General features: G+C 65.9%; 16 protein-coding genes and 1 other RNA gene. 6 read left to right on the forward strand and 11 right to left on the reverse strand.

The features are described from left to right. Positions 1–53: 53 nt before the first annotated feature. Complete coding sequence (locus tag EFAMC2_RS00995; protein WP_261979961.1) at positions 54–2,465, reverse strand: glycoside hydrolase family 3 C-terminal domain-containing protein; 2,412 nt, start codon at positions 2,463–2,465, stop codon at positions 54–56. Between the two features lie 1,245 nt (positions 2,466–3,710). Between EFAMC2_RS00995 and ffs the strand changes: the two genes are divergently transcribed. Continuing rightward, positions 3,711–3,804, forward strand: an RNA gene (gene ffs, locus EFAMC2_RS01000) — signal recognition particle sRNA small type. Between the two features lie 195 nt (positions 3,805–3,999). Then, positions 4,000–4,722 carry a DedA family protein gene (locus EFAMC2_RS01005; RefSeq protein ID WP_154026113.1) on the forward strand — a complete coding sequence of 241 codons (723 nt, stop codon included), beginning with the start codon at positions 4,000–4,002 and terminating at the stop codon, positions 4,720–4,722. Positions 4,723–6,648: 1,926 nt separating this feature from the next. Here EFAMC2_RS01005 and EFAMC2_RS01010 read toward each other — a convergent pair. The 5 genes from EFAMC2_RS01010 to EFAMC2_RS01030 form a co-directional block, all read right to left on the reverse strand. Then, on the reverse strand, positions 6,649–7,395 hold the full coding sequence (locus EFAMC2_RS01010) for an energy-coupling factor transporter transmembrane component T family protein (protein WP_154026115.1): 747 nt from the start codon (positions 7,393–7,395) through the stop codon (positions 6,649–6,651). Further along, a complete protein-coding gene (locus EFAMC2_RS01015; protein ID WP_261979962.1) occupies positions 7,388–9,238 on the reverse strand; it encodes an ABC transporter ATP-binding protein in 1,851 nt (616 codons plus the stop codon). The genes EFAMC2_RS01010 and EFAMC2_RS01015 overlap by 8 nt, the downstream gene beginning before the upstream one ends. 198 nt (positions 9,239–9,436) lie before the next feature. After that, positions 9,437–10,006 (reverse strand): hypothetical protein, encoded by a 570-nt coding sequence (locus EFAMC2_RS01020; RefSeq protein WP_154026117.1) that lies wholly within the window; start codon positions 10,004–10,006, stop codon positions 9,437–9,439. Positions 10,007–10,152: 146 nt separating this feature from the next. Then, on the reverse strand, positions 10,153–10,737 hold the full coding sequence (locus tag EFAMC2_RS01025) for a hypothetical protein (protein ID WP_154026119.1): 585 nt from the start codon (positions 10,735–10,737) through the stop codon (positions 10,153–10,155). Positions 10,738–11,229: 492 nt separating this feature from the next. Then, complete coding sequence (locus EFAMC2_RS01030) at positions 11,230–12,399, reverse strand: pyridoxal phosphate-dependent aminotransferase (RefSeq protein WP_154026121.1); 1,170 nt, start codon at positions 12,397–12,399, stop codon at positions 11,230–11,232. A gap of 102 nt (positions 12,400–12,501) precedes the next feature. Here EFAMC2_RS01030 and EFAMC2_RS01035 point away from each other — a divergent pair, with 102 nt between their 5' ends. Beyond that, positions 12,502–13,803 carry a YitT family protein gene (locus EFAMC2_RS01035; protein ID WP_261979963.1) on the forward strand — a complete coding sequence of 434 codons (1,302 nt, stop codon included), beginning with the start codon at positions 12,502–12,504 and terminating at the stop codon, positions 13,801–13,803. Positions 13,804–13,903: 100 nt separating this feature from the next. Here EFAMC2_RS01035 and EFAMC2_RS01040 read toward each other — a convergent pair whose 3' ends face one another. Beyond that, positions 13,904–14,368, reverse strand: a complete 465-nt coding sequence (locus tag EFAMC2_RS01040; protein WP_187325066.1) for a hypothetical protein — start codon at positions 14,366–14,368, stop codon at positions 13,904–13,906. A 260-nt stretch (positions 14,369–14,628) separates the two neighbouring features. Between EFAMC2_RS01040 and EFAMC2_RS01045 the strand changes: the two genes are divergently transcribed. The 3 genes from EFAMC2_RS01045 (at position 14,629) to EFAMC2_RS01055 (ending at position 17,981) form a co-directional block, all read left to right on the forward strand. Next, on the forward strand, positions 14,629–16,557 hold the full coding sequence (locus EFAMC2_RS01045; RefSeq protein ID WP_154026127.1) for a DEAD/DEAH box helicase: 1,929 nt from the start codon (positions 14,629–14,631) through the stop codon (positions 16,555–16,557). A gap of 235 nt (positions 16,558–16,792) precedes the next feature. Then, positions 16,793–17,365, forward strand: coding sequence for a YcxB family protein (locus tag EFAMC2_RS01050; RefSeq protein ID WP_154026129.1), 573 nt, complete (start codon positions 16,793–16,795; stop codon positions 17,363–17,365). Position 17,366: 1 nt separating this feature from the next. Further along, the gene (locus EFAMC2_RS01055) at positions 17,367–17,981 is read left to right on the forward strand and encodes a YcxB family protein (protein WP_154026131.1); all 615 of its coding nucleotides are present in this window, start codon (positions 17,367–17,369) and stop codon (positions 17,979–17,981) included. A 175-nt stretch (positions 17,982–18,156) separates the two neighbouring features. On the opposite strand, the gene EFAMC2_RS01060 is transcribed toward EFAMC2_RS01055, so the two are convergent. The 4 genes from EFAMC2_RS01060 to pgi form a co-directional block, all read right to left on the reverse strand. Further along, the gene (locus EFAMC2_RS01060) at positions 18,157–19,251 is read right to left on the reverse strand and encodes a nucleoside hydrolase (RefSeq protein ID WP_154026133.1); all 1,095 of its coding nucleotides are present in this window, start codon (positions 19,249–19,251) and stop codon (positions 18,157–18,159) included. Beyond that, entirely contained in the window at positions 19,208–20,209 is a 1,002-nt protein-coding gene (locus tag EFAMC2_RS01065; RefSeq protein WP_154026135.1) for a ribokinase, read from the reverse strand. Before EFAMC2_RS01065 ends, EFAMC2_RS01060 begins: the two co-directional genes overlap by 44 nt. A 54-nt stretch (positions 20,210–20,263) precedes the next feature. After that, positions 20,264–20,935, reverse strand: coding sequence for an HAD family hydrolase (locus EFAMC2_RS01070; protein WP_154026137.1), 672 nt, complete (start codon positions 20,933–20,935; stop codon positions 20,264–20,266). A 196-nt stretch (positions 20,936–21,131) separates the two neighbouring features. After that, positions 21,132–22,826 carry a glucose-6-phosphate isomerase gene (pgi, locus tag EFAMC2_RS01075; protein ID WP_154026139.1) on the reverse strand — a complete coding sequence of 565 codons (1,695 nt, stop codon included), beginning with the start codon at positions 22,824–22,826 and terminating at the stop codon, positions 21,132–21,134. Positions 22,827–22,969 lie beyond the last annotated feature (143 nt).

Here is a 22,969-nt window from a genome sequence, read left to right on the forward strand (position 1 = left end):
CAGCCCCCTCGTTTTCAGAAAACTTGCAAAGGGGCTTGTCCCCAATGGCGAGTTCACGAGCGAAGCTTGTTGAGGAGGGCTTCGACGAGGAACCGGAGGAGCCCGATGACCCAGAAGCCGCGGAGCTCCATGACGATTGCGTCGACCATGCCCATGCTCACCGCGCCGCCCGTCATCTTTGCAAGCGCGCGCAGCGGCATGTTGTAGACGAACGTGACGTTGAGGTCGGGCTCGCCGCTTGCAAGGCTCTTCCTATAGAGATGCGTCAGCACCGCGCCGGCAATCCAGCCGAGGGGACTGCGCCCTCGGCCGAGCTCGCCAAGCGTCATCGAGCAGTCGATGCGCGGGCGCGCAGAGGGAACGGGCCGGCCAAGCAGGCGCTCGAACGTGGCGTCATCGACCGTGCGGACGTCACCCGTCTCGTAGGGCGCGAGTTCGAGGCCCTCGTAGGGCACCGGGGCATCCGTACCCGCCAGCTCAACCTCGCAGCTCAAGCGAATGTCGCGACTCGATGCACCAACATGGAGCCGGTAGGTTCCGCCCTCGAGCTCCCACCCGTGCGTCCTGACGTTCCAGTACTGGAACGCGTGCGCGTCTGGCGGCAGCGCCACGCGGCGGCTCTCGCCCGGCCGCAGCTCCACCTTCACGAAGCCGGCAAGCACGCGGGCGGGCCCGAACACGTCCCGACGCGGCGCCTCCACGTAGAGCTGCGCCACCTCGGCACCCGCGACCTCGCCGGTATTGGTGAGGACGAACGAGATCTCGCTCGGAGCGCCATCCGATCCCGCCGGGCCCAACGCCACGTCGGAGTAGGCGAACGTCGTGTAGCTCAGGCCATAGCCAAAGGGAAATGCCACCGGCACATCGGCCGTGTTGAAGTAGCGATAGCCCACGTAAGGACCCTCGCGATACTCCGCCGCGTGGGACGTGCTGGGATATGCGGCCGCGCCGGGCACATCCTCGTAGCGAACCGGCCAGGTCTCGGCGAGCTTGCCCGAGGGGCAGACCTTGCCCGCAAGCACGTCGAGCGCCGCGCCCGCACCGGCCTGACCGCCCAGCGCCAGGTGGAGCAGAGCCCGAGCGTCCCCCAGCCACGGCACCTCCACCGGGGCACCCGCACTGAGCAGCACGACCACGTGGGGATTCGCTGCCGCGACCGCGCGGAGCAACGACACCTGGTTCTCGTTGATGCGCATATCCGTGCGGTCGAGCCCCTCGGACTCCTGGATCTCCGTGAGGCCGAGGCACACGAGTGCCACGTCCGCGCGCTTGGCGAGGACCACAGCCTTGTCCACCAGCGCCGCGCCGTCGCCGCCATCGCGCCGATAACCAGGCTCGTAGCCCACGCAGTCCAGACCGCTCTCGCCAATGAGCACCCGCAGCGAATCTACCTGCGTGGCATTGACGGCACTCGAGCCCGCACCCTGGTAGCGCGGGGCATCCGCGAAATCGCCAATGAGCGCCACGCGCGTACCCAGAGCTAGCGGCAGCAACGCGCCCTCGTTCTTGAGCAGGACCGCGCACTGAGCGGCGATCTCGCGGGCGAGCGCGTGGTGGGCTTCGGCGTCGAACCAGCCGCGCGAGGCGCGCACGGCGGCGTCGGTCGAGAAGATGAGCGCGAGCGCCTCGCGTACGCGTGCATCAAGGGCCTCCCCGCCCACGCTGCCAGACCTCACGGCAGCCACGAGCTCGCGCACCGAGTCCTTGCCAGGGTTGGGCATCTCGAATGTGGAGCCGGCCGCCACGCCGGCGGCATGGTCGTTGGAGCCACCCCAGTCCGTCACCACAGCACCCCGGTAGCCCCACTCCCTCCGCAAGATCTCGCCCAGCAGGTGCCGACTCTCGTTGGCATACGTGCCGTTCACGAGGTTATAACTGCTCATGAGACACTTGGGGGCGCTCTCGCGCACAACGCGCTCGAAGCCGGAGAGGTAGAGCTCGCGCATGGTGCGCTCGTCCACGACGGAGTCGCTCGCCATGCGGCGCGTCTCCTGGCTGTTGACCGCAAAGTGCTTGGGGCATGCGGCCACGCCTCGGCTCTGGATGCCGCGCACGCAGGCGGCAGCCATTCGGCCCGCGAGTAGCGGATCCTCAGAGTAGTACTCGAAGTTTCGGCCACAGAGGGGGTTGCGCTTGATGTTGAGGCCGGGGCCAAGCAGCACGTTCACGCCCTGGGCGGCGGCCTCCTCCCCCATCGCTGCGCCCTCGCGTTGGGCCAGCACCGGATCCCAGCTGTTGGCCATCGTGCAGGCCGTGGGGAAGCAAGTGGCGGGCTCGGAGGGATTGAGGCCCAGATGGTCTGAGGCTCCCGCCTGCTTGCGCAGGCCGTTGGGGCCGTCGGAGAACCTGAGCTCGGGAATCCCCAGCTCAGGGTAGGCGCGCGTGGTGAACTCGCCCGCACCGGAAAGTAGCGCGCACTTCTGCTCGATCGTCATGCGCGCGATGAGGTCATCGTAGCTGTCCACGAGGTCTCCTTCCATCTCTGGGAACAGCGTACGCCCGCCCGCGGCGTCATGGGCGAATTTGCCGCACTCGGGCGATTTTGGGGCGCAGACAGAGGGACGGGCACCCCAGCTGATTCCGGCGCGCCCTCACCGCCCCACCGGTATTGACGGGGCAAGCAGAAGGGGCGCCCCGGCGGTGGTGCAGATAGAGGCGCAAGCATCCCAATGGGCATTACGGCCCGCGTTGCACCGCGGCAGGTTGCCGGCACGACTCGACTGACCCCGTGGGGTTGCCGGTCAGATGCCGCCGGAGGGGCGGGGGATCGGACGCCGGGCGATGGCGAACGCTAGCAGAAAGGCCAGCGCCCCGTTGCTGAACTCAGGCAAGACAGACCAACCCATAGGCAAAGCAAGGCGAAAGCAACGTGCCAGCACATTTAGGCGTAAGAAAAACTCTCGGGCGCTACGAGGTGCCGGTGAGAGGCACCAGTGGCCCCACGAAGACGCCAACGAGAGGTGCCGGTGTCCCCACGAAGCAGTTGAGAGGGGACGTTTTTGCTCGAGGCGCCTCAAAAACCGTTCATTTTCAAGCAGCGGCACTTTCGTCGCCGCCAGCAATTCAAACAAAAACTGCAGGCAAATTGCTTATAATCAAGTTTTGAATCTTATTTTGCTGTTTGAAAATGAATGGTTTTTTCGTCCCACTCCCGAACCAACACGCCCACAGCAGGAACGTCACCGCACAAGAACGCCGCCGCAAAGGAACATCACTGCACGGGAACGTCGTCGCATGGAGACGCCGTCGCTGAAGACGCCGTCGCAAAGGAACATCACCGCAGAAGAACGCCCCGGCGGCATGTGGACTGCCGTCGGGGCGTTTGACCGAGCCTTTGGCCGCTCTTGGGCGCCTGTTCCAGCTGGGCTGGTGACTCGGGCACTTCTAGGTTGGCGCGCGTCCTCCCAGAGAACAGGGGGGGTTGGAAGAATCTCTGACGAACTGTCGGACGTGCTGCGTGCAAAGCGCCCAAACTGACTACCCGACGACCGGAGGGGAGACGAGCGTTCAGGAGGACGCGCGCTTCACCTACGTATATTGACCACTTCAAAGCAAATTGTCCGTGCATTTCTTTCAGGCACGGCGAACGGTCGGAATGAGCTGGTAAAAGGCCATATAGAGGTGGTACTGGTCTAGACCAGTGGAGTGGAGTTTTGACAGAGATGGGCGCATGTCGGCACACTCCGCTATACTAGCCCCTCGAGCGCGTTGGATGGGTTCGGGTGACGCAACACCTCGAACCTGGTCAGGGCCGGGAGGCAGCAGCCATAAGGGGCCTCTGGCGGGCACCCGTTCCCATCGAACGCACTCTCGACGCCCCGGGGTTCGGCTTTTGCCGGCCTCGGGCGTTTTGGTGAAAGGACCTTTCTTAACGCCTGCTTAACGTCTCGCGGCAGGCATTCGCAACCGCAAGGGTCGGGTAGAAAGGTGCTCGATACTGAATGTGGGCGCGGCGCCACCGCGGGCCGCCTGACGCGGATTACCGCAGAACGGAAGACCATGGGCTTCGTCAACACCATCATCGAGCTGTTGCGCGACCCGCGCGCCGCCATCGCAGCCTGGATTGCCGCCGGCCCCGTCACGGCTTACGGCTTCGTGTTCCTTATCATCTTCATCGAGACGGGTGTGGTGTTCTTCCCGTTCCTGCCAGGCGACTCCCTGCTGTTTGCCTCGGGCTTCTTTGCGCAGGGCGGCGGCTTCAACATCATGGCCCTGCTGGCGACGGCCTGGTGCGCCGCCATCCTCGGTGACCAGTGCAACTTCATGATCGGCCATTTCTTTGGCAAACGCATCATCGCGTCCGGCAAGGTGAAGGCCATGACGCCCGAGCGCATCGAGAAGAGCGAAAAGTTCCTGGAGAAGTGGGGCCACCTCGCGATTTTCCTGGGGCGCTTCTTCCCGTTCATCCGCACGTTCGTGCCGTTTATCGCCGGCATGGGCGGCATGCACTGGCGCGACTTCGTGATCTTCAACGTGTTGGGCGGCGTCACGTGGAGCACGCTCTTCACGCTGCTGGGCTACTTCTTTGGTGGTATTCCCTTTGTCCAGAAGCACTTTGAGCTGCTGATTGTTGCCATCGTGCTCGTCTCGGTAATCCCCACGGTCGTGGGTCTCGTGAAGAGCCGCCTGGGCAAGAAGCGCGCCGCCACGGCTGCCGGCAACTCCGAGGTCATCGGCACCGCGAAGCAGGTTTCGCGCACAGGGAAGCACTTCAAGGAGTAGCTCTGGGACCCACGGCGGAAGCAAAGCCACTGCGGCGGTAAGGTTACAAGCACCGGCGATATTGAAACGTAGGACCCGCGGGCTCTGAAGCAGGCAGACGCCTTGCCTCAGAGCCCGCGAGTTTTTGCTCTCGATAGGCCGGGGCCCTGCCCCAGCTCACGCCCTCGACCCCCATTTGACGTGCGCTCGACCCAAGCCGGAGCCCAGCGCGAGAGCTCCGGCCCCGCCCACACGAGCCGCCCAGCAGGCGGCACTTCAATATGTGGTGTAGGGTCCCGCGCTCCCTTGTAGGGCCCCACGTTCCCTCGTAGGGTCCCACGTTCCCTTGCTCGCTGGCGCCGCCGAGCCGCCCCGCCCGGACGCCAGCAGCGACACGTTTACGACCCTCGGTTCCGCCCGCGCAAGCTCGCTTGGGTCGACAATTGTCCCCGTTGGGGCCCTTGGGCGCCGGCGATTATAGCCCCGGAGGAAACTCTGTGCATATTTGTTGTCTAGCTTCGCTCGCCAATACACAGCCGCCAACACGCTTATTTTTCCAAGCCGTCTACCAGCTGATATATAGTACTTAATTACTTTGTACTCGAGGGGCTTAGAGCTAGACAACAAATTTGCCCGTAGGTTTGCGACACCCCTACCTCACCGGCGTCATATGCCCTCGGCTTTCAGGCGGCAACGATGAGAAGCGCGACAATCCCCCATCCTGCTGCCGTCATACACCGGCAATCTTCAGCTCCCCGCCGCCTATGCCCCTTTTGCCTCCCGCAGAACCAACCTCAATTACGTGCCCCACCACGACTCAGGACCACGCCCTCACCCCCGCGACAGTGCAATCGCCAGCGCGCTTTATTCCACCGAGGCTGCACGGCAAGACGTAATCCCCCACCACCAGCTTTATTATCCTCACCGATTTCTTCGGGCACACTGGCCCGGCATGGAGACTGTTGGGCAACTCGTGGCTGGGGCGGTATGTTCTGCAGCAAATGCGGCAATCAACTTCGACCGGGCGCAAGGTTCCGCCCCGCGTGTGGCAGCCCCGTCGACGCGAAGCAGGGAGGATTCTCCGGACCATCTGGCCGAGCTTCCCAGGCATCCCGCATGACCCAGACGTCAGGCGCGGGCGTGTCCCGGGGCCCGAACACGTTTCAGAACTCGGACAGATCTGGGAATCCGCACACGGGGACAGCGGCGCCCTCTCCGCCTCCGAGCAGAATGCCTGGCTGCTCGCGCTCACCGGCGGAACGATTGCCTGCGACCAGGTGACATCCGCCGGCAGCGCCGACGCGGCGGCCAGTCTCGTGCAGACCGCGGCGGACGCATACTTTAACCTCGCGATTATTCCGACCGTGAAGGCAAAGTAGCTAGCGGACAGGAGAGAATACGGTCACGCGCACGGCCGCCGGCCGCAACAATCCGCCTATGTCCAGAGTTTATAGGAGGGCCGTCCGAGGGGCACATTCCCAGTAGTAAAAGGCGCCGACTTGCGCGCACGGCAGAAAACTATGGCCAGATTTGTTGTCTAAATCCCAACCGCCCGGATACCCATAGTATTTGCCGGTCCGTGCGACCTGTTTAGCTGCACATATATAATTATTAATTACTTTGTTCTCAGGCCTTCAAATCTAGACAACAAATCTGGCCATTTCTTTCCCAATCCAGGCGGAATCGCACTCACGAGCGTCCATTTCCCAGGCAACTAACCGGACGCCAAGCCCAACAAACCGCCATAAAGCCCCTGGGACACCACACGACCAGCACTCCGAGACGCGGTCAGATCAGATCGGCCTGTCATAAACACCCACAAGCCATCCCCTCACCCCAAGACGCATCGGCCCCGAGCCCAACCGTCGGACACGAGCCCAACCGTCGGACACGAGGCCATCGAATAAGCCAAAACTGAGAGCATCCCCTAAGGGATGTCGCCTTTTCCTAGAACACCACGCCGGCAGCGATCAGCGCCACGCAGAGCACGAACACCGCGATGTCGCGAGCGGCGAACGGGTAACGCTTGTAGCTGCTCTCGCGATTGCGCAGGTAGAAGCCGCGCTGCTCAGCGGCAAGGGCGGTCGCATCGGTCTTGCCCACGCTCGAGACGAGCAGCGGCACGCAAAGTGGCAGCATGAGCTGCATCTTCTTGAACGGGTTCTTGGTGTCGTACTCCACGCCGCGCGCGGTCTGCGCCTCCATGATCGCGTTCATCTCCTGCGAGAACACCGGCACGAAGCGCAGCGCCGTCGTGAACGTGAACGCGTAGCGATACGGGATGTGCAGCTTCTCGACGCACGCGTTCGCGAGGTCACTGAGCTTGGTGACCGTCAGCATCAAGATCAGCGGCAGGGCCACGCCCAGTAGGCGCAGGCACGCCTTGCCACCGGTGTCGAGGCCGTCGGTTGTCATCCACAGCACCACGGAATCGCCTGTGCGCATGATGGCCGTCTGGAGCAGCAGCATGATCAGCGCCAGCGGCACCAGCAGCTTGAGCAGCGCCGTCAGGCGCGGCAGCACACGCGCATAGACACCCAAAAGGAGCGTCAGCGCAAGCAAGCCCAGCAGCAGCGGAAACGTTTCCGAGAGGAACGTCGCCAGGATGATGGCCACCGCAATGGCAAGCTTCGTCACGGGATTAAGCCGGTGCAGCAGCGTAGTTCCCGGCACGTAGTCGATGACGTTAACCACGACGGACCATCTCCTCGGTGATGTCGACGATGTCGGAAACCTCGCTCACGCCGGCAAAGCGCGGAAACACGTCGTGCGCCAGCCTGCCAGACAGCTCGATGACCTGCGGTGGGGCCACGCTCGCACGATGCATGAGGCCGGCGTCCGCAAACAGACCGCGGGCATCGCCGCGGGCAAGGATCTCGCCGTTGGCCATCACCACGATGCGCTCGGCAAAGTCGCTCACGACCTCCATGTCGTGGCAGACCATGATGACGGCGCAGCCACGCTGGGCCATGTCGCACACCGTCTCCATGACGGTCATACACTCGCGGTAATCAAGGCCGCTTGTGGGCTCGTCCAGCACGATGACGTCGGGCTCGATCACCACAACGCTCGCCAGAGCCACCATCTGGCGCTGGCCGCGCGAGAGCGAGAAGGGCGACTCGTCGGCCGGCAGGCCAAAGCGCTCGACCACGACCGAGGCCCGGCGGCGCGCCTCGGCGGCGTCGACGCCCTGGAGCTCGAGGCCAAAGGCCACCTCGTCAAGGACCGTGTCCTTGCAGAGCTGGCGATCGGGGTTCTGGAACAGCGTGGCGCAATGCGCGGCAATCTTGCTGGTGGGAACCTCGGCGGTGCTGAGGCCCGCGATGCGCACTTCGCCCGAGCTGGGCTTGAGCAGGCCGTTCAGCAGCTTGGTGAGGGTCGTCTTACCCGCGCCGTTCTGCCCCACGATGCCCACGAGCTCGCCGGGATAGACCGAAAGCTCGAGGTTGCACACCGAGGCTCCGCCGTTGGGGTAGGCAAAGTTCACGCCGCGGAAGGAGACGACCGGCTCGGCCCCCTCGGCCTTGGGGCGGGCAGGCGCGTGCGGGGAGGGCGCGACGCCCGTGGCGCAGGCATCGCCGGCCGCAACGGCCTCAACCCCGGCAGGTGCTTCGGCGCCATGCCCGGCCGCGCCTGCGCCGCCAGCCGCACCGGCAGCCTCGCCAGCTCGTCCCTTCCCCACAAGCCCGACCACCAGGGCCTCCGCCTCGGACACGCTGAGACACGGCAGGCCGCGCTCGATGACGCCCCTCTCGGCAAGGCTGTTGGAGATGCGCGCCACGCGCGGGCTGTCGACGCCAATGCGCCGCAGCTCAGCGCCGTGCGAGAAGACCTCGTGCGGCGTGCCCTCCAGCGCGAGCCTGCCGTGGTCCAGCACCACCACGCGGTTGCAGTACTTGGATAGCAGCGCCACCTTCTGCTCGATGACCACGACCGTAACGCCCGCGGCCTCGTTCACATGGCGCAGCGTGTCGAACACCAAGAACGACGAGGCCGGGTCGAGCGCGGCCGTGGGCTCGTCGAGCACCAGAACGTGCGGCTGCAGCGCCAGGATCGCCGCGATGGCCACCTTCTGCTTCTGGCCGCCGGAGAGCGTGGCAATCTCGCGGTCGCACAGGTCTGAGATGCCCACGGTCTCGAGCGTCTCGGCGATGCGGGCCTCAATCTGGTCGTGCGGCACGCCAAAGTTCTCGAGGCCAAAGAGCATCTCGTCCTCGACGACGGACGCCACCATCTGCGTGTCGATGTCCTGCAGGACGCTTCCCACGAGGCGCGAGATGTCCGTGAGCGTAACGTCGCAGGTATCCTTGCCGTCCACGAGCGTGGCACCAAAGAGCTGCCCCTGGAAGTGGTGCGGGATGGCGCCGCTCATGACGGCGGCGAGCGTGGACTTGCCCGCGCCCGACGGCCCGATGACACCCACGAAGTCGCCCTCGCGCACCACAAGCGAGACGTCGTCGAGCGCCCGCGGCTCGTTCTCGTTGGCGTCGCCGTATGAGAACGAGACGCCCTTCAACTCAATGATGGAATCAGCCACGCTCTTGCCTTTCCCGGGCGGCGGGACCATCCCGCCGTGCATCCTAAAGCCTGGGGAGCCATTGCGGTTCGCCACGCATTGCCACTCGCGCGGCCACGTGCCGTCGCCATGCGGGCAGCTGCGCTTTGCCACGCTCCCCTGCCAAACAAAATGGGCCCCGCCCGAAGGCGCAGCCCACCCATAGTACCAGCTAGCCCGCTACTTCTTGAGAACCTTGCAGAGCGGGAAGTAAAGCGCCTGCACCGCTACGGCGTTGAACGCGGCGGTGCCAAGCACGATGGGCATCTTCACAACCGCGGTGGCCAGCGTGGCACCCATGATCACCGTGCCCACGCCCGCGAACAGGGCGCCAGAGACCAGCGTGGTGAGGAAGGCGGCCACGAACGGGGTCACGCTCTTGCCGGCCACCTTGAGATCGAGGCGGCAGAGCGCGCACATCACGAGCGCGCCGGCAACCTCGGTGCCAAAGTTAAGACCCGGAATGGACGTGGTGAGCTGGATGACCGCGGCGGACACGAGGCCGTTGATGACCGCAGCCGAAAAGCTCGCATTGGTGAGTGCCACGGCCAGCGCATAGGCCGCGATGATGAACTGCGGCTTGATGCCAGTGACGGCCAGGGCGTTGCCCACCGTCATGTTGAGGATGAAGCCGGCCGCGAGAAGAATCGCGAGCAGCACGAGCGAGGTAACGTCAACGAGGCCGGTTGTCGTGGAGGTGTCGGCGGTAATCGTACGGGCCTGATGGGCCCGAGCATTCTGCGTAGTCATGATGTGTGCTCCTCACATATATGCATGCATGGAAGAACAAGCCTGGGCTGATGCGCAGTTGGCGAATGCACGTGCTGACGGATGCGATGGCTGGCGGAGGGCGCCCGATGGGCGGGGTCCCATCCCGACACGGCTCGCCAAGGGAGCTAGTCGGTGACCTTCAGGGCCTTCTTGACGGGGATATAGAGCGCCGTCACGAGCACGGCATTGAAGACGGCGGTAGCGAAGATGACGGGCAGCATGGCAGCCGGCAGTACGGCGACCATCTCGGCGGAGAAGCCAAAGAGCGCGAGCTTGATGACCATGAAGATCACGCCGGAGAGCACGGTGGTCACGAACGTGCCAACGGCGGGGATGGCGGGCTTGGCGCCGCTCTTCATGCCGGCGTTGATGATGGCGGCCATGACCATGGCGGCGACGCCCTCGGCCGCGAAGTCAATGAACGGCGAAGTGGTGGTGATCTGAATCACTGCGGCGGAGATGAGGCCAATGACGAGCGCCTGGCCGATGTTGGGGCGCACGACCAGGATGGTGAGGCAGAAGGCTGAGATGATGAACTCCGGGCTGATGGCGCCACCGGTGGCGCTGGAGATGACCTTGCCCACGGTGAAGTTGAGGATGAAGCCAGCCGCGAGGAGCACGGCGAGGAGCACGAGCGCCTTCACGTCGAGCTTGCCGTGGTCGATGGTGTTGACGGTGCGAGCCTGCTGGGTGTTGGTGGTCTGAGCCATGGTAATCTTCCTTCCCCGAAGATGCCTGTGAGGTTCGTTCTTGGTTATTCGATCCACTTGTTCTGGCTGGGTGCTGTGGATGGTTCGTTCGACTTGTACCGCGCGATTCACGCCGGTGCCGTGAGTGCCAGGCCATACAAAAAGGGCCCCCGGTCTAACCGGGAGCCCTTTCATCGCGTAGAAGCATGGCGCGAGAGACTCACGATCGACCGACCGCTTGCGAATCGCGCCACCACCAGTTGTTGAGCATGCAGGCGTTGCGATTCATCTCTGGCGCTCCTCTCGAAGAACTCGTGGGCGTGTGCCCGAACGGTTTAACCGTCTCTGTGCGCGTGTTGTGAACGCACTATACGCGCTTTTCTCCGCCGCGCAAGGCTGATGATTGTAAACAAATGATAAACCCTATCTACGAGGTAGGTTTAGAGGGTTGCGTGCGCAGGCGCACGAGGGTCGATGTGCGCTACGGGGCGCCACGCCCACGGGAAATACTCTCTATGCCCGCGCCATCTTTTCGTGCCAGCCGTCTAGGCGGGACAGGGCGGCATTGAGCACCTCGTCGCTCTTCGCAAAGTGGAAGCGCACGAACCGGTTCTCGGGCGCATGGAAGAAGCACGAGCCCGGCACCGCGCCCACGCCCACCTTCTTGCAGAAGTCGACGGCGAACTCCTCGTCATTGTCATAGCCGCAGCTTGAGATGTCGCACATCACGTAGTACGCACCCTCGGGCTCCACGAACTCGAAGCCGCGCTCGCGCAGGCCCTCGCAGAAGAGGTTCCGCTTGTGAGTGTAGAGCTCGCGTAGGTTGTCGTAGTAGCTCTGCGGCAGCTCGAGACCCACCACCGCGGCCTCCATGAGCGGCGCGGCGGCACCCACCGTCAAGAAGTCGTGGACCTTGCGCAGGCGGTCGGTCACCTCGGCCGGGGCAATCACGTAGCCCAGGCGCCAGCCCGTCATGCTGTAGGTCTTGGACAAGGAGCTGCAGCTCAGCGTGCGCTCGGCCATGCCCGGCAGGCTCGCGAAGTAGACGTGCTCGTATGGCGCGTAGACGATGTGCTCGTAGACCTCGTCGGTGATGACCCACAGGTCGTACTTGTCGGCCAGGCGCGCGATGACGTCCAGCTCGGCGCGCGTGAACACGTGGCCGGTGGGGTTGGACGGGTTGCACAGGATGAGGGCCTTGGTGTTCGGGCGGGCGCAGGCGGCCTCAAGCTCGGCCTCGTCAAAGGTGAACTCAGGCGCGCGCAGCTCCACGTAAGTGGGCTCGGCGTCGCAGAGAATCGCGTCGGCACCGTAGTTCTCGTAGAACGGCGAGAACACCACCACGCGGTCACCGGGATTGCACACCGTCATCACGCTGCACATCATTGCCTCGGTGGAGCCGCAGGTCACCACGACCTGCGTCTCGGGGTCGATGGGAATGCCCATGCGCGGCGCCTGCTTGGCCGCGAGCGCGGCGCGGAAGTTGGGCGCGCCCCACGTGATGGCGTACTGGTGCGGGCCCTCGTGCGCCACCTGCGCCAGACGGTCGAGAATCTCCGCTGGAGGGTCAAAGTCCGGAAAGCCCTGGGACAGGTTGATGGCGTCGTACTTCATGGACACGCGCGTCATGCGACGAATCACGGAGTCCGTGAAATGGCTGGTCTTGTTGCTGAGTTGCTGCATCGTTCCCCCTGAGATGTGCCTCGCACGTTCGCCGGGCCACGTGCGCCCGAATGCCGCTACGGTAGCACGCGCACGCCCCGCCGTCGCTGGCGCCTCGGTATCATGTCCACGTTGATGCGTTTCCAGATCGGAGGGCCGATGTCGGAGCAGGAGCACGGGCAGGCGCAGGAGCGCACGAACGAGCAGGGCCAGCCGAACGACCCGCCCGCGCACGAGGCAGCCGCGTGGCCGCGGACTCCTGAGCACCGCCCTTCGGCCAACGCGCCCGCATGCGAAGCGACCGATGCCGCGCCGGCGCTCCGCTCCTCGGCCGACGCGCCCGCACGTGAAGATACAGATGCCACACCAGCAGCCCCGAGCCATCACGCCCAGGCCACCGGCTCCTTCAGCAAGCTGGGCGAGCCCTTCGACATCAGCCGCGCAGACGCCGCGCGCCGCAACCCAAACGCCCCGTTCCGTCCCATCGACCCGGCCCCGGTGCGCCTCGAGCCCCTGGCAGGCACCCAGACGTCCGAGGAGGCGGAGGAGGCCCGCCGCCTCTCCCGCAGGCGCGAGGAGGCCCCCAGGCGCTGGCGCTTCTTCTTTGCCCTCAACCTGAGCCTGCTCGTCACCGCGTTTTCGATCGTGCTGTTCCAGAGCCCGCAGCACTTCGCCTTCGGCGGCACCTCGGGCCTCGCCATCATCCTCGCGTCCATGGCGCCCTTCCTGCCCATGGGCGGCTGGATGTGGATCCTGAACATCGTCATCGTCATCATCGGCTTTATCTTCCTGCCGCGGAGGGTGGTGGCCTGGAGCGCCTACGCGTCGGTGGCGCTCTCGATGTACACCTCGCTGTTCGAGCTCGCGCTGCCAAACCACACCGTCACAGGAGACATGTGGCTCGACCTGTGCTTTGCCGTGCTGCTGCCGGCCGTGGCATCCGCGCTCGCCTTTGACGTGGGCGGCTCCACCGGCGGCACCGACATCCTCGCCATGATCGTGAACCGCAGGACCAGCCTGGACATCGGCAAGGCCCTGTCTGTGGTGAACTTCGGCGTGGTGCTCACCACGTTCTTCCTGTACAACATGCGCGTGGGCCTCTATTGCGTGTTGGGCCTGTTCGCCAAGACGATCTTCGTGGACTCCATCATCGAGGGTTTCCACCTCAAGAAGATCTGCACCATCGTCTGCCAGCACCCGCGCGACATCGAGCGCTTCGTCATCACCGAGCTCAACCGCACGGCCACGCTCAACTACGCCTACGGCGCATACTCCGGCCGTCGCATGGCGCAGATCACCTGCGTGCTGGGCCGTCGCGAGGCGCGCCAGCTCCTGAGCTACGTCCGCGAGAACGACCCGGACGCCTTCGTGACCGTCGTCAGCAGCTCCGAGATCATCGGCCGCGGCTTCAGGTTCATGGGCTAGCGCGGGAGACGCGCCGAGGCGACGCCCCCTAAGAGAGCCCGAGCTCGGCACGCGCCGCCACCTCAGCCTCGACAAGGCAACAAGCCGGGAGTGCGCTGCCCTACGCCACGCAACTGTGAACGAGCAGGGCGGCGAGCACCACGAGCAGCACGGCTATGGCCGCCACGAGGGGTGCGGGCACGCGTGGAGCGCGGCGCGCGGAGAGTGAGGGCACGTTCCAGCCGCCGTTTCGGGCGGTGCGGTCGCGAATCTGAGGCACCGGTCGCTGCGGCGTGAGCTGCACCTGGCGCGCCTGCACGGCGCGGCGCCTGCGCTCGGGAATCTGCGGCATGTCGTGCCCGCGGTCTCCCCACCTGATAGAAGCCTGCGCCCGGGCGGGTTTGCGCGAGGGCTCGCCGTAGACCTCTTGGTGCGGAGAGGCCTCGCGCCGGTAGCGCCGGGCTGCCTCGACCTCAACGCCCCTCCGTGTTGTCCTCGTCGATGCGCTCCCGCGACGCAGCGCGCGCATGCGCTCGTCCGGCTCGTTGTCGTGCCGCCACCATTCGTCTTGCGATGCGTCCGTCACGCCCATCCCGTCTTCCCGGCCACAAGGCCGTTGTCGCGGGCGATGCCGACAGGCGCCACCCGAGGTGTCCTCCCCATCCCAAGCGACGCGCGCGGGGGCGCCGCAAGAGGTGTTCGATGCATGTAGACCTTGAGCGTAGCGCTCGAAACCCGCAGCAAAACCCCACTTCCGTTAGAGTGGTAGGAACGAATCGACCACCGGTCGTCATCCGTCCGCAAACGGACGCATCACTACGATAGCTCAGAATAGGAACCACTTTCATGACCAACAGCACCACCAACGCCGCCTCCGCCAACCAGGCGAAGGCACCCTCCCTCGCGGCCAACGAGCCCGAGGCAACCACCGACGGCGCCACGCAGGCACCCGTCGCCAGCGAGCCCGAGGCAGCGGGCGAGGATACCGAGCACGATACGCCGGCCTTCTCCGAGCTTGGCCTCTCCGAGGGCGTCCTCAAGGCCGTGGCAGACCTCGGCTACGAGAATCCCTCTCCCGTTCAGGCCCAGGCCATCCCCTACGTGCTGGAGGGTCGCGGCCTGCTCGCCGCCGCCCAGACCGGCACCGGTAAGACGGCCGCGTTCCTGTTGCCTTCGCTGAGCAGGCTCCCGCACGCCGCACGCCACCACGGCCCCACGATGCTCGTGGTGACTCCCACCCGCGAGCTCGCCCAGCAGATCGACGCCTGTTGCAAGACCATCGCCAAGCGCACGCGCCACCACAGCTTCACCGTTGTGGGCGGCGTGGGCTACGAGCCCCAGAAGGCCGCGCTGCACCGCGGCTGCGACGTCCTCGTGGCCACACCGGGCCGCCTCGTGGACCTCATCGACCAGGGCGAGGCCAACCTCTCCGAGGTCCAGGTGCTTGTGCTGGACGAGGCGGACCGCATGCTGGACATGGGCTTCTTGCCCGCCATGCGCAAGATCGTGGGCCAGACGCCCGCTACGCGCCAAACGCTGCTCTTCTCCGCCACGCTGGACGAGAAGCAGATCGGCGGCATCCGCGACCTCGTGCATGACCCCGCGATCGTGGAGATTGCCCACAAGGGCACCGTCGCCGAGACCATCGACCAGTACGTGCTCCCCGTTTCGCTCGAGGTCAAGAACGGCCTCTTGGCCGAGGTGCTCCACGCCGAGCAGCCGAGCCGCGTCATCGTGTTCTGCCGCACGAAGCACCGCGCCGACACCGTGTGCCGTCGCCTGCGCCGCGCCGGCATCTCCTGCGCCCCCATCCATGGCGACCGTAGCCAGCGCCAGCGCGAGCGCGCGCTCAAGAGCTTCAGCACCGGCGAAACCGACGTGCTCGTGGCAACCGACGTGCTGGCCCGCGGCATCGACGTCTCCGACGTGCGCTACGTGGTCAACTTTGACGTGCCGATGGACCCCGAGGACTACATCCACCGCATCGGCCGCACGGGCCGCGCGGGCGAGATGGGCTGGGCGCTCACCTTCGTGACCGTCAACGACCTTGACGACCTGCTTGCCTGCGAGCGCCTCATGGGCCAGGTCGTTCCCACCTACGAGCCCAAGCAGCCGCTTGACCTGGGCACCCAGCCGCCCGTGCTCGACCCCGACCGCTCGCCGGATGCCCCCGCCCCCGGCAAGAAGAAGCGCAAGCGTGACGGTCGCAGCTCCCAGGCCCCCTCGGGCGCAAGCCAACCTCAGCGTCGCCGTGGCGCGGGCCTTGGCACCGACGCCACCACCTCTGGCTCCCGCAAGCGCTCGAAGGGCCACGGCGAGGGCGAAGAGGGCGGCAAGGCTGCCTCCGGCAAGCGGAGCGGCTCCTCCAAGCCCCGCTCGCGCGAGATCTTCGACGCCGACGAGGGCGAGTTCCTGACCGAGGGCGAGCTCTTTGGTCGCGAGGGTCATTCTGGCCGTGGCGGCCGCGGTGGCCGCAACAGCCGCAAGGGCACGGGCGCCCCGGGCCGCGGCGACGCGCGGGGACGCGAGCAGCGCAAGGCCCCGCAGGACGGCGGACGCAACGGCAAGAAGCGCAGTGAGCGCGGTGGTCGCGAGGAGTTTGGCGGCAGGCGCGACTCCGGCCGCGGCGGGGTTGACGGTGGCCGCGGCCGCGGCGGCAAGGGCGGGCGTCGCCGCTCGGCCGTCGAGGAGCAGACGCCGGCTGTCGTGCGTCCCACCAAAAAACGAGGGCGCAGGCCGGGCGACCGCAGGGGTCGCGACCACGGCGTGTACTAACGGCGAGAACCCCACGCCCAGGCGACATTGAGCGCAGCGGGCACCTCGGCTCCGCACCGCGACTCACAAGTGAGCGCCCCTCGAAGGCAATTCCCATAGACGGCCCCTCTCGCGCGCGCGGCGAGCGGGGCCATCCCGTTTCTCGAGACAGCCACGGTACGGCTAGAATGGCTCTCTGGTATCAAACGTTCAGCGCCGGGCCCATCGTGCGGCGCATCCAGCCCAAGGAGCACCCATGGCAGCCGACGAGCAGACCCAACCCGAGAACAGCGGCGAGGAGAAGCCGCTCTACAGCTACGCCTACGAGCTCTCCGGCGCACTTGTGGACGAGATGGCGACCGCCCTCGCCGGCGACCGCTACAAGAACCCGGCCACCGTGGCCTGCGTCTTCATCCTCGCCGTCATCGTCTTCTTCGCCGCCTCCCCCATCGGCTACAACAACCAGGTGCCGCTCGTGTGCCTCGTTGTGGTCTGGGTCATCCTCTGGACCGTCTCCGGCAAGTGGCAGACCATCCAGGTGCGCAAGCTGCGCCGCGCCGGTCTCGATCCCGCCCTCGCGCCAGAGGGCAAGCGCCGCTATGAGGTAGCCTTCTACGAGGACCGCGTTGTGGTGACTCCGCCCGAGGGCAAGCTCGTCACCTACCCCGTCTCGAGCCTGCGCAAGCCCAAGCAGTCTCGTGACCTGCTGGTCATCCCCGTCGCGGGTGGTGCCTACCTGCCCGTGCCCCGCCGCGCCCTCAGCACGGGCCGCTACAACGAGCTGCTGCACCACGTGGCCAAGCTCACCGGCGCAAAAGTGGTGGGGTAGCATGGCCAAGTCCAAGAAGCACACCAAGCGCCCGGCACACCGCGCGGGCATGGGCAACGTTCCCGCCGAGGCCCGCTATATCAACGTCACCACGCTGGACGATGACATGCTCGCCCGCGTCTGCAAGCTCTCCGGCAGCCGCATGATGGATGTCATCTACCTCGTCTTTGGCATCATCGCGCTTGTGTCCGCAGCGCTCGTCCTCGTGTTTCTGCATGCCAATCCCGTAACGGCCGCCGTGATGGCGGGCTTTGGCTGTCTGTTCCTCTACCAGCGTCAGCAGCTTCCTAAAAAGGCCGCCAAGCAATTTGGCAAGGAGCTCGACAAGGGCGGCGAGGGCGCCCGCACGCGCACGTTGTTCTTTACGGCGCACGACGTGGGTACCGTGGACGACGACGGTTCGGCCCACACCTTCCCGTACTCCTCGGTTGAGCGCGTGGTAGAGGATGACCGCATGTACGCCCTCGTGCTGCGTGACGAGGCCGGTGTGGTGGCCGTATCCAAGGCAGGCTTCAAGCGCGGCACCTCCGACGACTTTGGCGAGATGATTCGCCGCCGCGTAGACGAGGCCAACACGCAGCTAGCCTCCGAACTCCGCCCCCGCAAGCACTTGTGATTGGGACAGGCTCTATTTCTATTTTCCTGAAAAGGAGCTAGGAGAGGGACCCGATCTCACGCCCGGCTGGCAGGACATGGGCGCCGGCCCACAGGACGCAGGGCCGACGGCAGCCTCAACCTGCCGTCGGCCCTGCTCCCATGTCAGGCGGCTATCCGCCAAAACCGACCTCTCGCTAAGCCCCAAGGGCGCGGTTGATGCGCGCCATGAACTCCGAGACAAATCGCGGCGCATCGACGGTAAGTGCCACGTCGCAGGTCTTCTCCGGCTCGTTCAGGCGCTCGTCGTCGCCGATGGTGCGTCCGCGCACGGCGCCCACAAGGTCGGCCTTGAGGTTCACGCCATGGGTCCCCACAAGCGTCGGGTCAATCGCCACACCTACGGACAGCGGATCGTGCAGGCTGCACCCGCCGAGGTACGGATTGTTCTCGAGGTAGCGATCGATGTAGTAGTCGGTCATGTCGGCAAGAAAGCTCGCGCGAGCCCGCACGAGCTCGCTCGCGGAGGCGCGCCCCACCTCGCGCCACAAGGCCGTCTCTTGCTTGGTCAGCAGGGTCTGGTGCGTCACATCGAGCCCCACCATCGTCGCATGCAGCCCTGAGCGGAAAGCGAGGTCCGCTGCCTCGGGATCGTTGGCGATGTTGGCCTCGGCGCATGGGGACACGTTGCCGGGCACCGTCAGCGCGCCGCCCATGAGCGTCACGTGGCGAAGGCGCCGGACAAGGCCAGGCTCTTGCCTCAGGGCAAGCGCAAGGTTCGTCAGGGGCCCCGTGGGCACGTAGACGAGCTCGTCGCCATAGCGCTCCGTCGCCTCAATCAGGAACTCAACGGCGGCGTTGCCAAGGGGATCGCCGGGGGCCTTAGGCCGCCCCTCGGGGGCCATGTCGCCCGCGCGCCCCACGGCACCGCGCCCCGCGCCAGGCTCCGCCGAGCCCCGCACCTCCCCTTCCGCCCCCACCGGCTCGCGAGCCGCATCCGGAATGCGGCAGCCACCCACGCCGTTCTCCCCGTGGATGCGCAACACGGCGGGGCTGGGCTCATACGCCCCCTGCGCCGCCAGCGCCCGATCCGCGCCCAGGTAAACAGGCACGTCCGAGCGGCCAAACAGGTCAAGCACGGCCAGCGCGTTGCGGGCGCTCGTCTCCACGCGCACGTTGCCAAAGCTCGTCATCACGCCAATAAGCTCAACTTCTGGGCTTCCCAGCGCATAGGCCAGGGCGAGCGTGTCATCGATGCCAACGTCCAGGTCGAGAATCAGCTTTCGCACCATCTCGTTCCTCCCTTGCCTCAGCACGCCACTTGTGCGCAACGCCCTCCATCGCGGCTGCAACCTCCGCCGCCGTAGGGATCGCCCGCTGCGCCCCGAGCCGCGTCACCGTAATGCCCGCCGCAACGGTGCCCCAGCGCATCGACTCCTCCAGTGACAGGCCGCGCACGACGCCAGCGGCCAGAGCCCCGATATAGGTGTCGCCAGCCGCCGTGGTATCGAGGACCTTCCCAAGCGCAACAGCAGGCACCACCGCAGAGGACCCACGCTCGTCCACGCCCACAGAGCCGGCACCACCCAGCGTAAGGGCAACGGACCTTGCCCCCAGCGCCCGAAGGCGCTCGCAGGCGGCTCGCGCAGACGCCTCGTCAGCCGGAAGCACGCCGCACATGGCCTCGCTCTCCGTCTCGTTCAGGCAAACGAGGTCGATGTCGGCCCATGCCGCCCCGGGCAAGGCGCGCGCCGGAGCCGGGTTATACACCACATGCAGTCCCAGCTCATGGGCAACATGCATCGCAGCGAGCGTAGCGTCGAAATCACACTCGCCCTGGCACACCAGAACGTCGCCGGGGGCAGCGACCTCGCGCAGCGCGGCCTCAGCCTCGCTCGCGCCGAGCGCGTGGTTTGCGCCCGCATGCAGCACGATGCGGTTGTCTCCCGCACAGCGCAGAATCACGGCAACGCCTGTGGTCTCGCGTTCCGTGCGAACCACGCGCGAGCAGTCCACACCCGCCGCCTCGAGGTCGGCCACGAGCTCATCGCCAAACGTGTCGGCGCCCACCGCGGCAAGCATGTGCGTCTTTGCGCCAAGCCGCGCGCACGCAACGGCCTGATTGGCACCCTTGCCGCCTGGATTGGTGAGGAACCCTCGCCCCGCAATGGTTTCACCTGCCGCAGGCATGCGCTCGGCCTCGATTGACAAGTCCATGTTCATGCTGCCAAAGACGATGACCTTTGCCATGTGAGCCTCCTCGATCCGCAAGTCCAGCACCCTGAACGGCCTCGCAGCCCCCGCCTACGCACCCAACACGTACGGCAGAATGCCCGAAACCTTGTCCACAATGACGTCCGCCGCGTCCTGCGAGAAGCCAAACCGATCCTCGTGCCGCGCAAACACCGTAAGCCCCGCTGCCTTGCCGGCCGCAATCCCGGGAACCGAGTCCTCGACGCAACAGCACGCGTGCGGCGTCAGCCCAAGCCGCTCGACCGTGTGCAGGTATATTTCCGGATTGGGCTTGCTCTCGCGGAACTGCTCGCCCGAGACGATGGCCTCGAACTCGCCAATGAGCCCGCAGTCGCCCAGCACCAGCTCGATGTTCTCGAGTGTGGAAGACGAAGCAAGCGCCACGCGCACGCCGGCCGCATGCAGGGCCCCTAGCGTCTCGGTTACGCCGGGGTTCAGCAGGGCCGCAAAGTCCTTGGGCTTGTCCGCGTACCAGTCGTCGAAGAAGCGCACTGCGAGCTCGGGTGCCACGCGTGGCTTGCCGGCGCGCGCGAACCAGCTTGCGATCGTGGCTTGGAAGGTCTGGTGCGAGCAGCCCACCTGGGCCCTCAGCTCCTCGTCGGTCACGCCCAGGCCAAACTCCCGCGAGAACTCCCGCTCCATGTCCAGGTACAGCGCCTCGGTGTCCACGATGACGCCGTCCATGTCGAATATCACCGCAGCGTAGCGAGGTGATGCGCTCATATAGCCCTCCGTTCGGACGCCTGCGCGAGCCGTTCGGGCGCCTGCGCCGCCCGAAAACTCGCTCGCCCTAACACTCCCGCGCCCGAAAGCTCGCGCCCATGCGCTCCTCAAGACAACGGCCAAGCCCACGCTCCCCAGATACAAATGAGGCGCGCCGAGGCGGCAACCCGCCCCGACGCGCCCGCGACGCGCAATCCTAGTTGCGGCGCGCGCGATAGTACCGGATGAGCGCCTGCGTGGAGGCATCCTGCTGCGCCAGCGCCTCGTCGTCATGGAAGGCCGGCGTGATCTGCTTGGCCATCTGCTTGCCAAGCTCAACGCCCCACTGATCGTAGGAGTCGATGCCCCAGACCGTGCCCTCAACGAACGTGATGTGCTCGTAGAGCGCGATGAGCTCGCCGAGCGCGTGCGGCGTCAGGGCCTCGCCAAAGATCGAGGTGGTGGGACGGTTGCCCTCAAAGACGCGCGCCGGCACCATCCACTCGGCCGTGCCCTCGGCGCGAACCTCGTCGGCCGTCTTGCCAAAGGCGAGGGCGCGGGTCTGCGCGAGGAAGTTGCCCAGGAACAGCTCGTGCACGTCCTGGTCGCCGTCCTTGGTGGGGTTGGTGGTGTTCACGAAGGCGATGAAGTCTGCCGGCACCTTGCGTGTGCCCTGGTGAATCAGCTGGTAGAAGGCATGCTGACCATTGGTGCCCGGCTCACCCCAGAAGATCTCGCCCGTGTCGGACGTAACGGGCGTGCCGTCCCAGCGCACGTGCTTGCCATTGGACTCCATCGTGAGCTGCTGGAGGTAGGCGGGGAAGCGATGCAGGTACTGGTTGTAGGGCAGCACGGCGTGGCTGGCCATGCCAAAGAAGTTCACGTACCAGACGTTGATGAGGCCCATAAGCGCCACGACGTTCTGCTCGAGCGGCGTGTTCTTGAAGTACTCGTCCACGTCATGGAAGCCGGCAAGGAACTGGGAGAAGACCTCTGGGCCAAAGGCAACGATCAGCGAGAGGCCCACGGCGGAGTCCACGGAGTAGCGGCCGCCGACCCAGCTCCAGAAGCCAAAGGCGTTCTGCGGGTCGATGCCAAAGGCCTCGACCTTGTCGAGCGCGGTGGAGACGGCCACGAAGTGCTTCTTGATGGCCTCGGCGTCCTGCTCGGCGGAACCGTCGATGGCGCCAGCCTCACGCAGGCCGTTGAGCAGCCAAGTCTTGATCTCGCGCGCGTTGGTAAGCGTCTCGAGCGTGGTGAACGTCTTGGAGACGATGATCACGAGCGTGGTCTCGGGATCGAGGCCCTTGACCTTCTCGGCCATGTCGTTGGGGTCGATGTTGGAGACGTAGGTGCAGTCGATGCCGGCGTCGGCATAGGGCTTCAGACCCTCATACACCATGACCGGGCCGAGGTCGGAACCACCGATGCCCACGCTGACCACGTGCTTGATGGCCTTGCCGGTAACGCCCTGCCACTCGCCGGAGCGCACGCGGTTGGCGAAGGCGTACATGCGGTCGAGCACCTCGTGAACATCGGCCACGGTGTCCTGGCCATCCACGACGAACTTGCCGGTCTGCTCCGCCGGACGGCGCAGGGCCGTGTGGAGCACGGCGCGGTCCTCGGTGGTGTTGATGTGGGCGCCGGAGTACATGGCGTCGCGACGCTCCTCGAGCTTGACCGCGCGGGCGAGGGCCACGAGCAGCTTGACGGCCTCGTCGTCAACGAGGTTCTTGGAGAGGTCGAAGTGCAGGTCACTCAGGTCGAAGGAAAGCTTCTCGACACGTGCGGGGTCGTCGGCAAACCACTGCTTGAGGCTAATACCAGCGGCCTCGAGCTCATCGTGGTGCTTCTGGAGCGCCGCCCACTCAGGGGTCTGGGTGGCGTCGACAGGTGCAGGTACGTTCGACATAGATCCTCCTTGGGAACAGTGCCGACGACGCGTTGTATTGCGCGCCGGAGCGGCCGCATACCGTCCTTAGCGTACCGCAACGACAGGGGCTCGGGCATCAAGATGGTGCAATGACTGCGGTGGCGAGGGGGCAGGCTTCTCGA

This window comes from Olsenella uli (genome assembly GCF_901212655.1).
In the GTDB taxonomy this organism is placed as follows: Bacteria; Actinomycetota; Coriobacteriia; order Coriobacteriales; family Atopobiaceae; genus Parolsenella; species Parolsenella uli_A.

Coding starts and splice junctions, on each gene's coding strand:
- EFAMC2_RS01005 (WP_154026113.1), top strand. CDS start 4,000: ATGGGCTTCGTCAACACCATCATCGAGCTGTTGCGCGACCCGCGCGCC.
- EFAMC2_RS01020 (WP_154026117.1), bottom strand. CDS start 10,006: ATGACTACGCAGAATGCTCGGGCCCATCAGGCCCGTACGATTACCGCC.
- EFAMC2_RS01025 (WP_154026119.1), bottom strand. CDS start 10,737: ATGGCTCAGACCACCAACACCCAGCAGGCTCGCACCGTCAACACCATC.
- EFAMC2_RS01030 (WP_154026121.1), bottom strand. CDS start 12,399: ATGCAGCAACTCAGCAACAAGACCAGCCATTTCACGGACTCCGTGATT.
- EFAMC2_RS01035 (WP_261979963.1), top strand. CDS start 12,502: ATGTCCACGTTGATGCGTTTCCAGATCGGAGGGCCGATGTCGGAGCAG.
- EFAMC2_RS01045 (WP_154026127.1), top strand. CDS start 14,629: ATGACCAACAGCACCACCAACGCCGCCTCCGCCAACCAGGCGAAGGCA.
- EFAMC2_RS01050 (WP_154026129.1), top strand. CDS start 16,793: ATGGCAGCCGACGAGCAGACCCAACCCGAGAACAGCGGCGAGGAGAAG.
- EFAMC2_RS01055 (WP_154026131.1), top strand. CDS start 17,367: ATGGCCAAGTCCAAGAAGCACACCAAGCGCCCGGCACACCGCGCGGGC.
- EFAMC2_RS01060 (WP_154026133.1), bottom strand. CDS start 19,251: ATGGTGCGAAAGCTGATTCTCGACCTGGACGTTGGCATCGATGACACG.
- EFAMC2_RS01065 (WP_154026135.1), bottom strand. CDS start 20,209: ATGGCAAAGGTCATCGTCTTTGGCAGCATGAACATGGACTTGTCAATC.
- EFAMC2_RS01070 (WP_154026137.1), bottom strand. CDS start 20,935: ATGAGCGCATCACCTCGCTACGCTGCGGTGATATTCGACATGGACGGC.
- pgi (WP_154026139.1), bottom strand. CDS start 22,826: ATGTCGAACGTACCTGCACCTGTCGACGCCACCCAGACCCCTGAGTGG.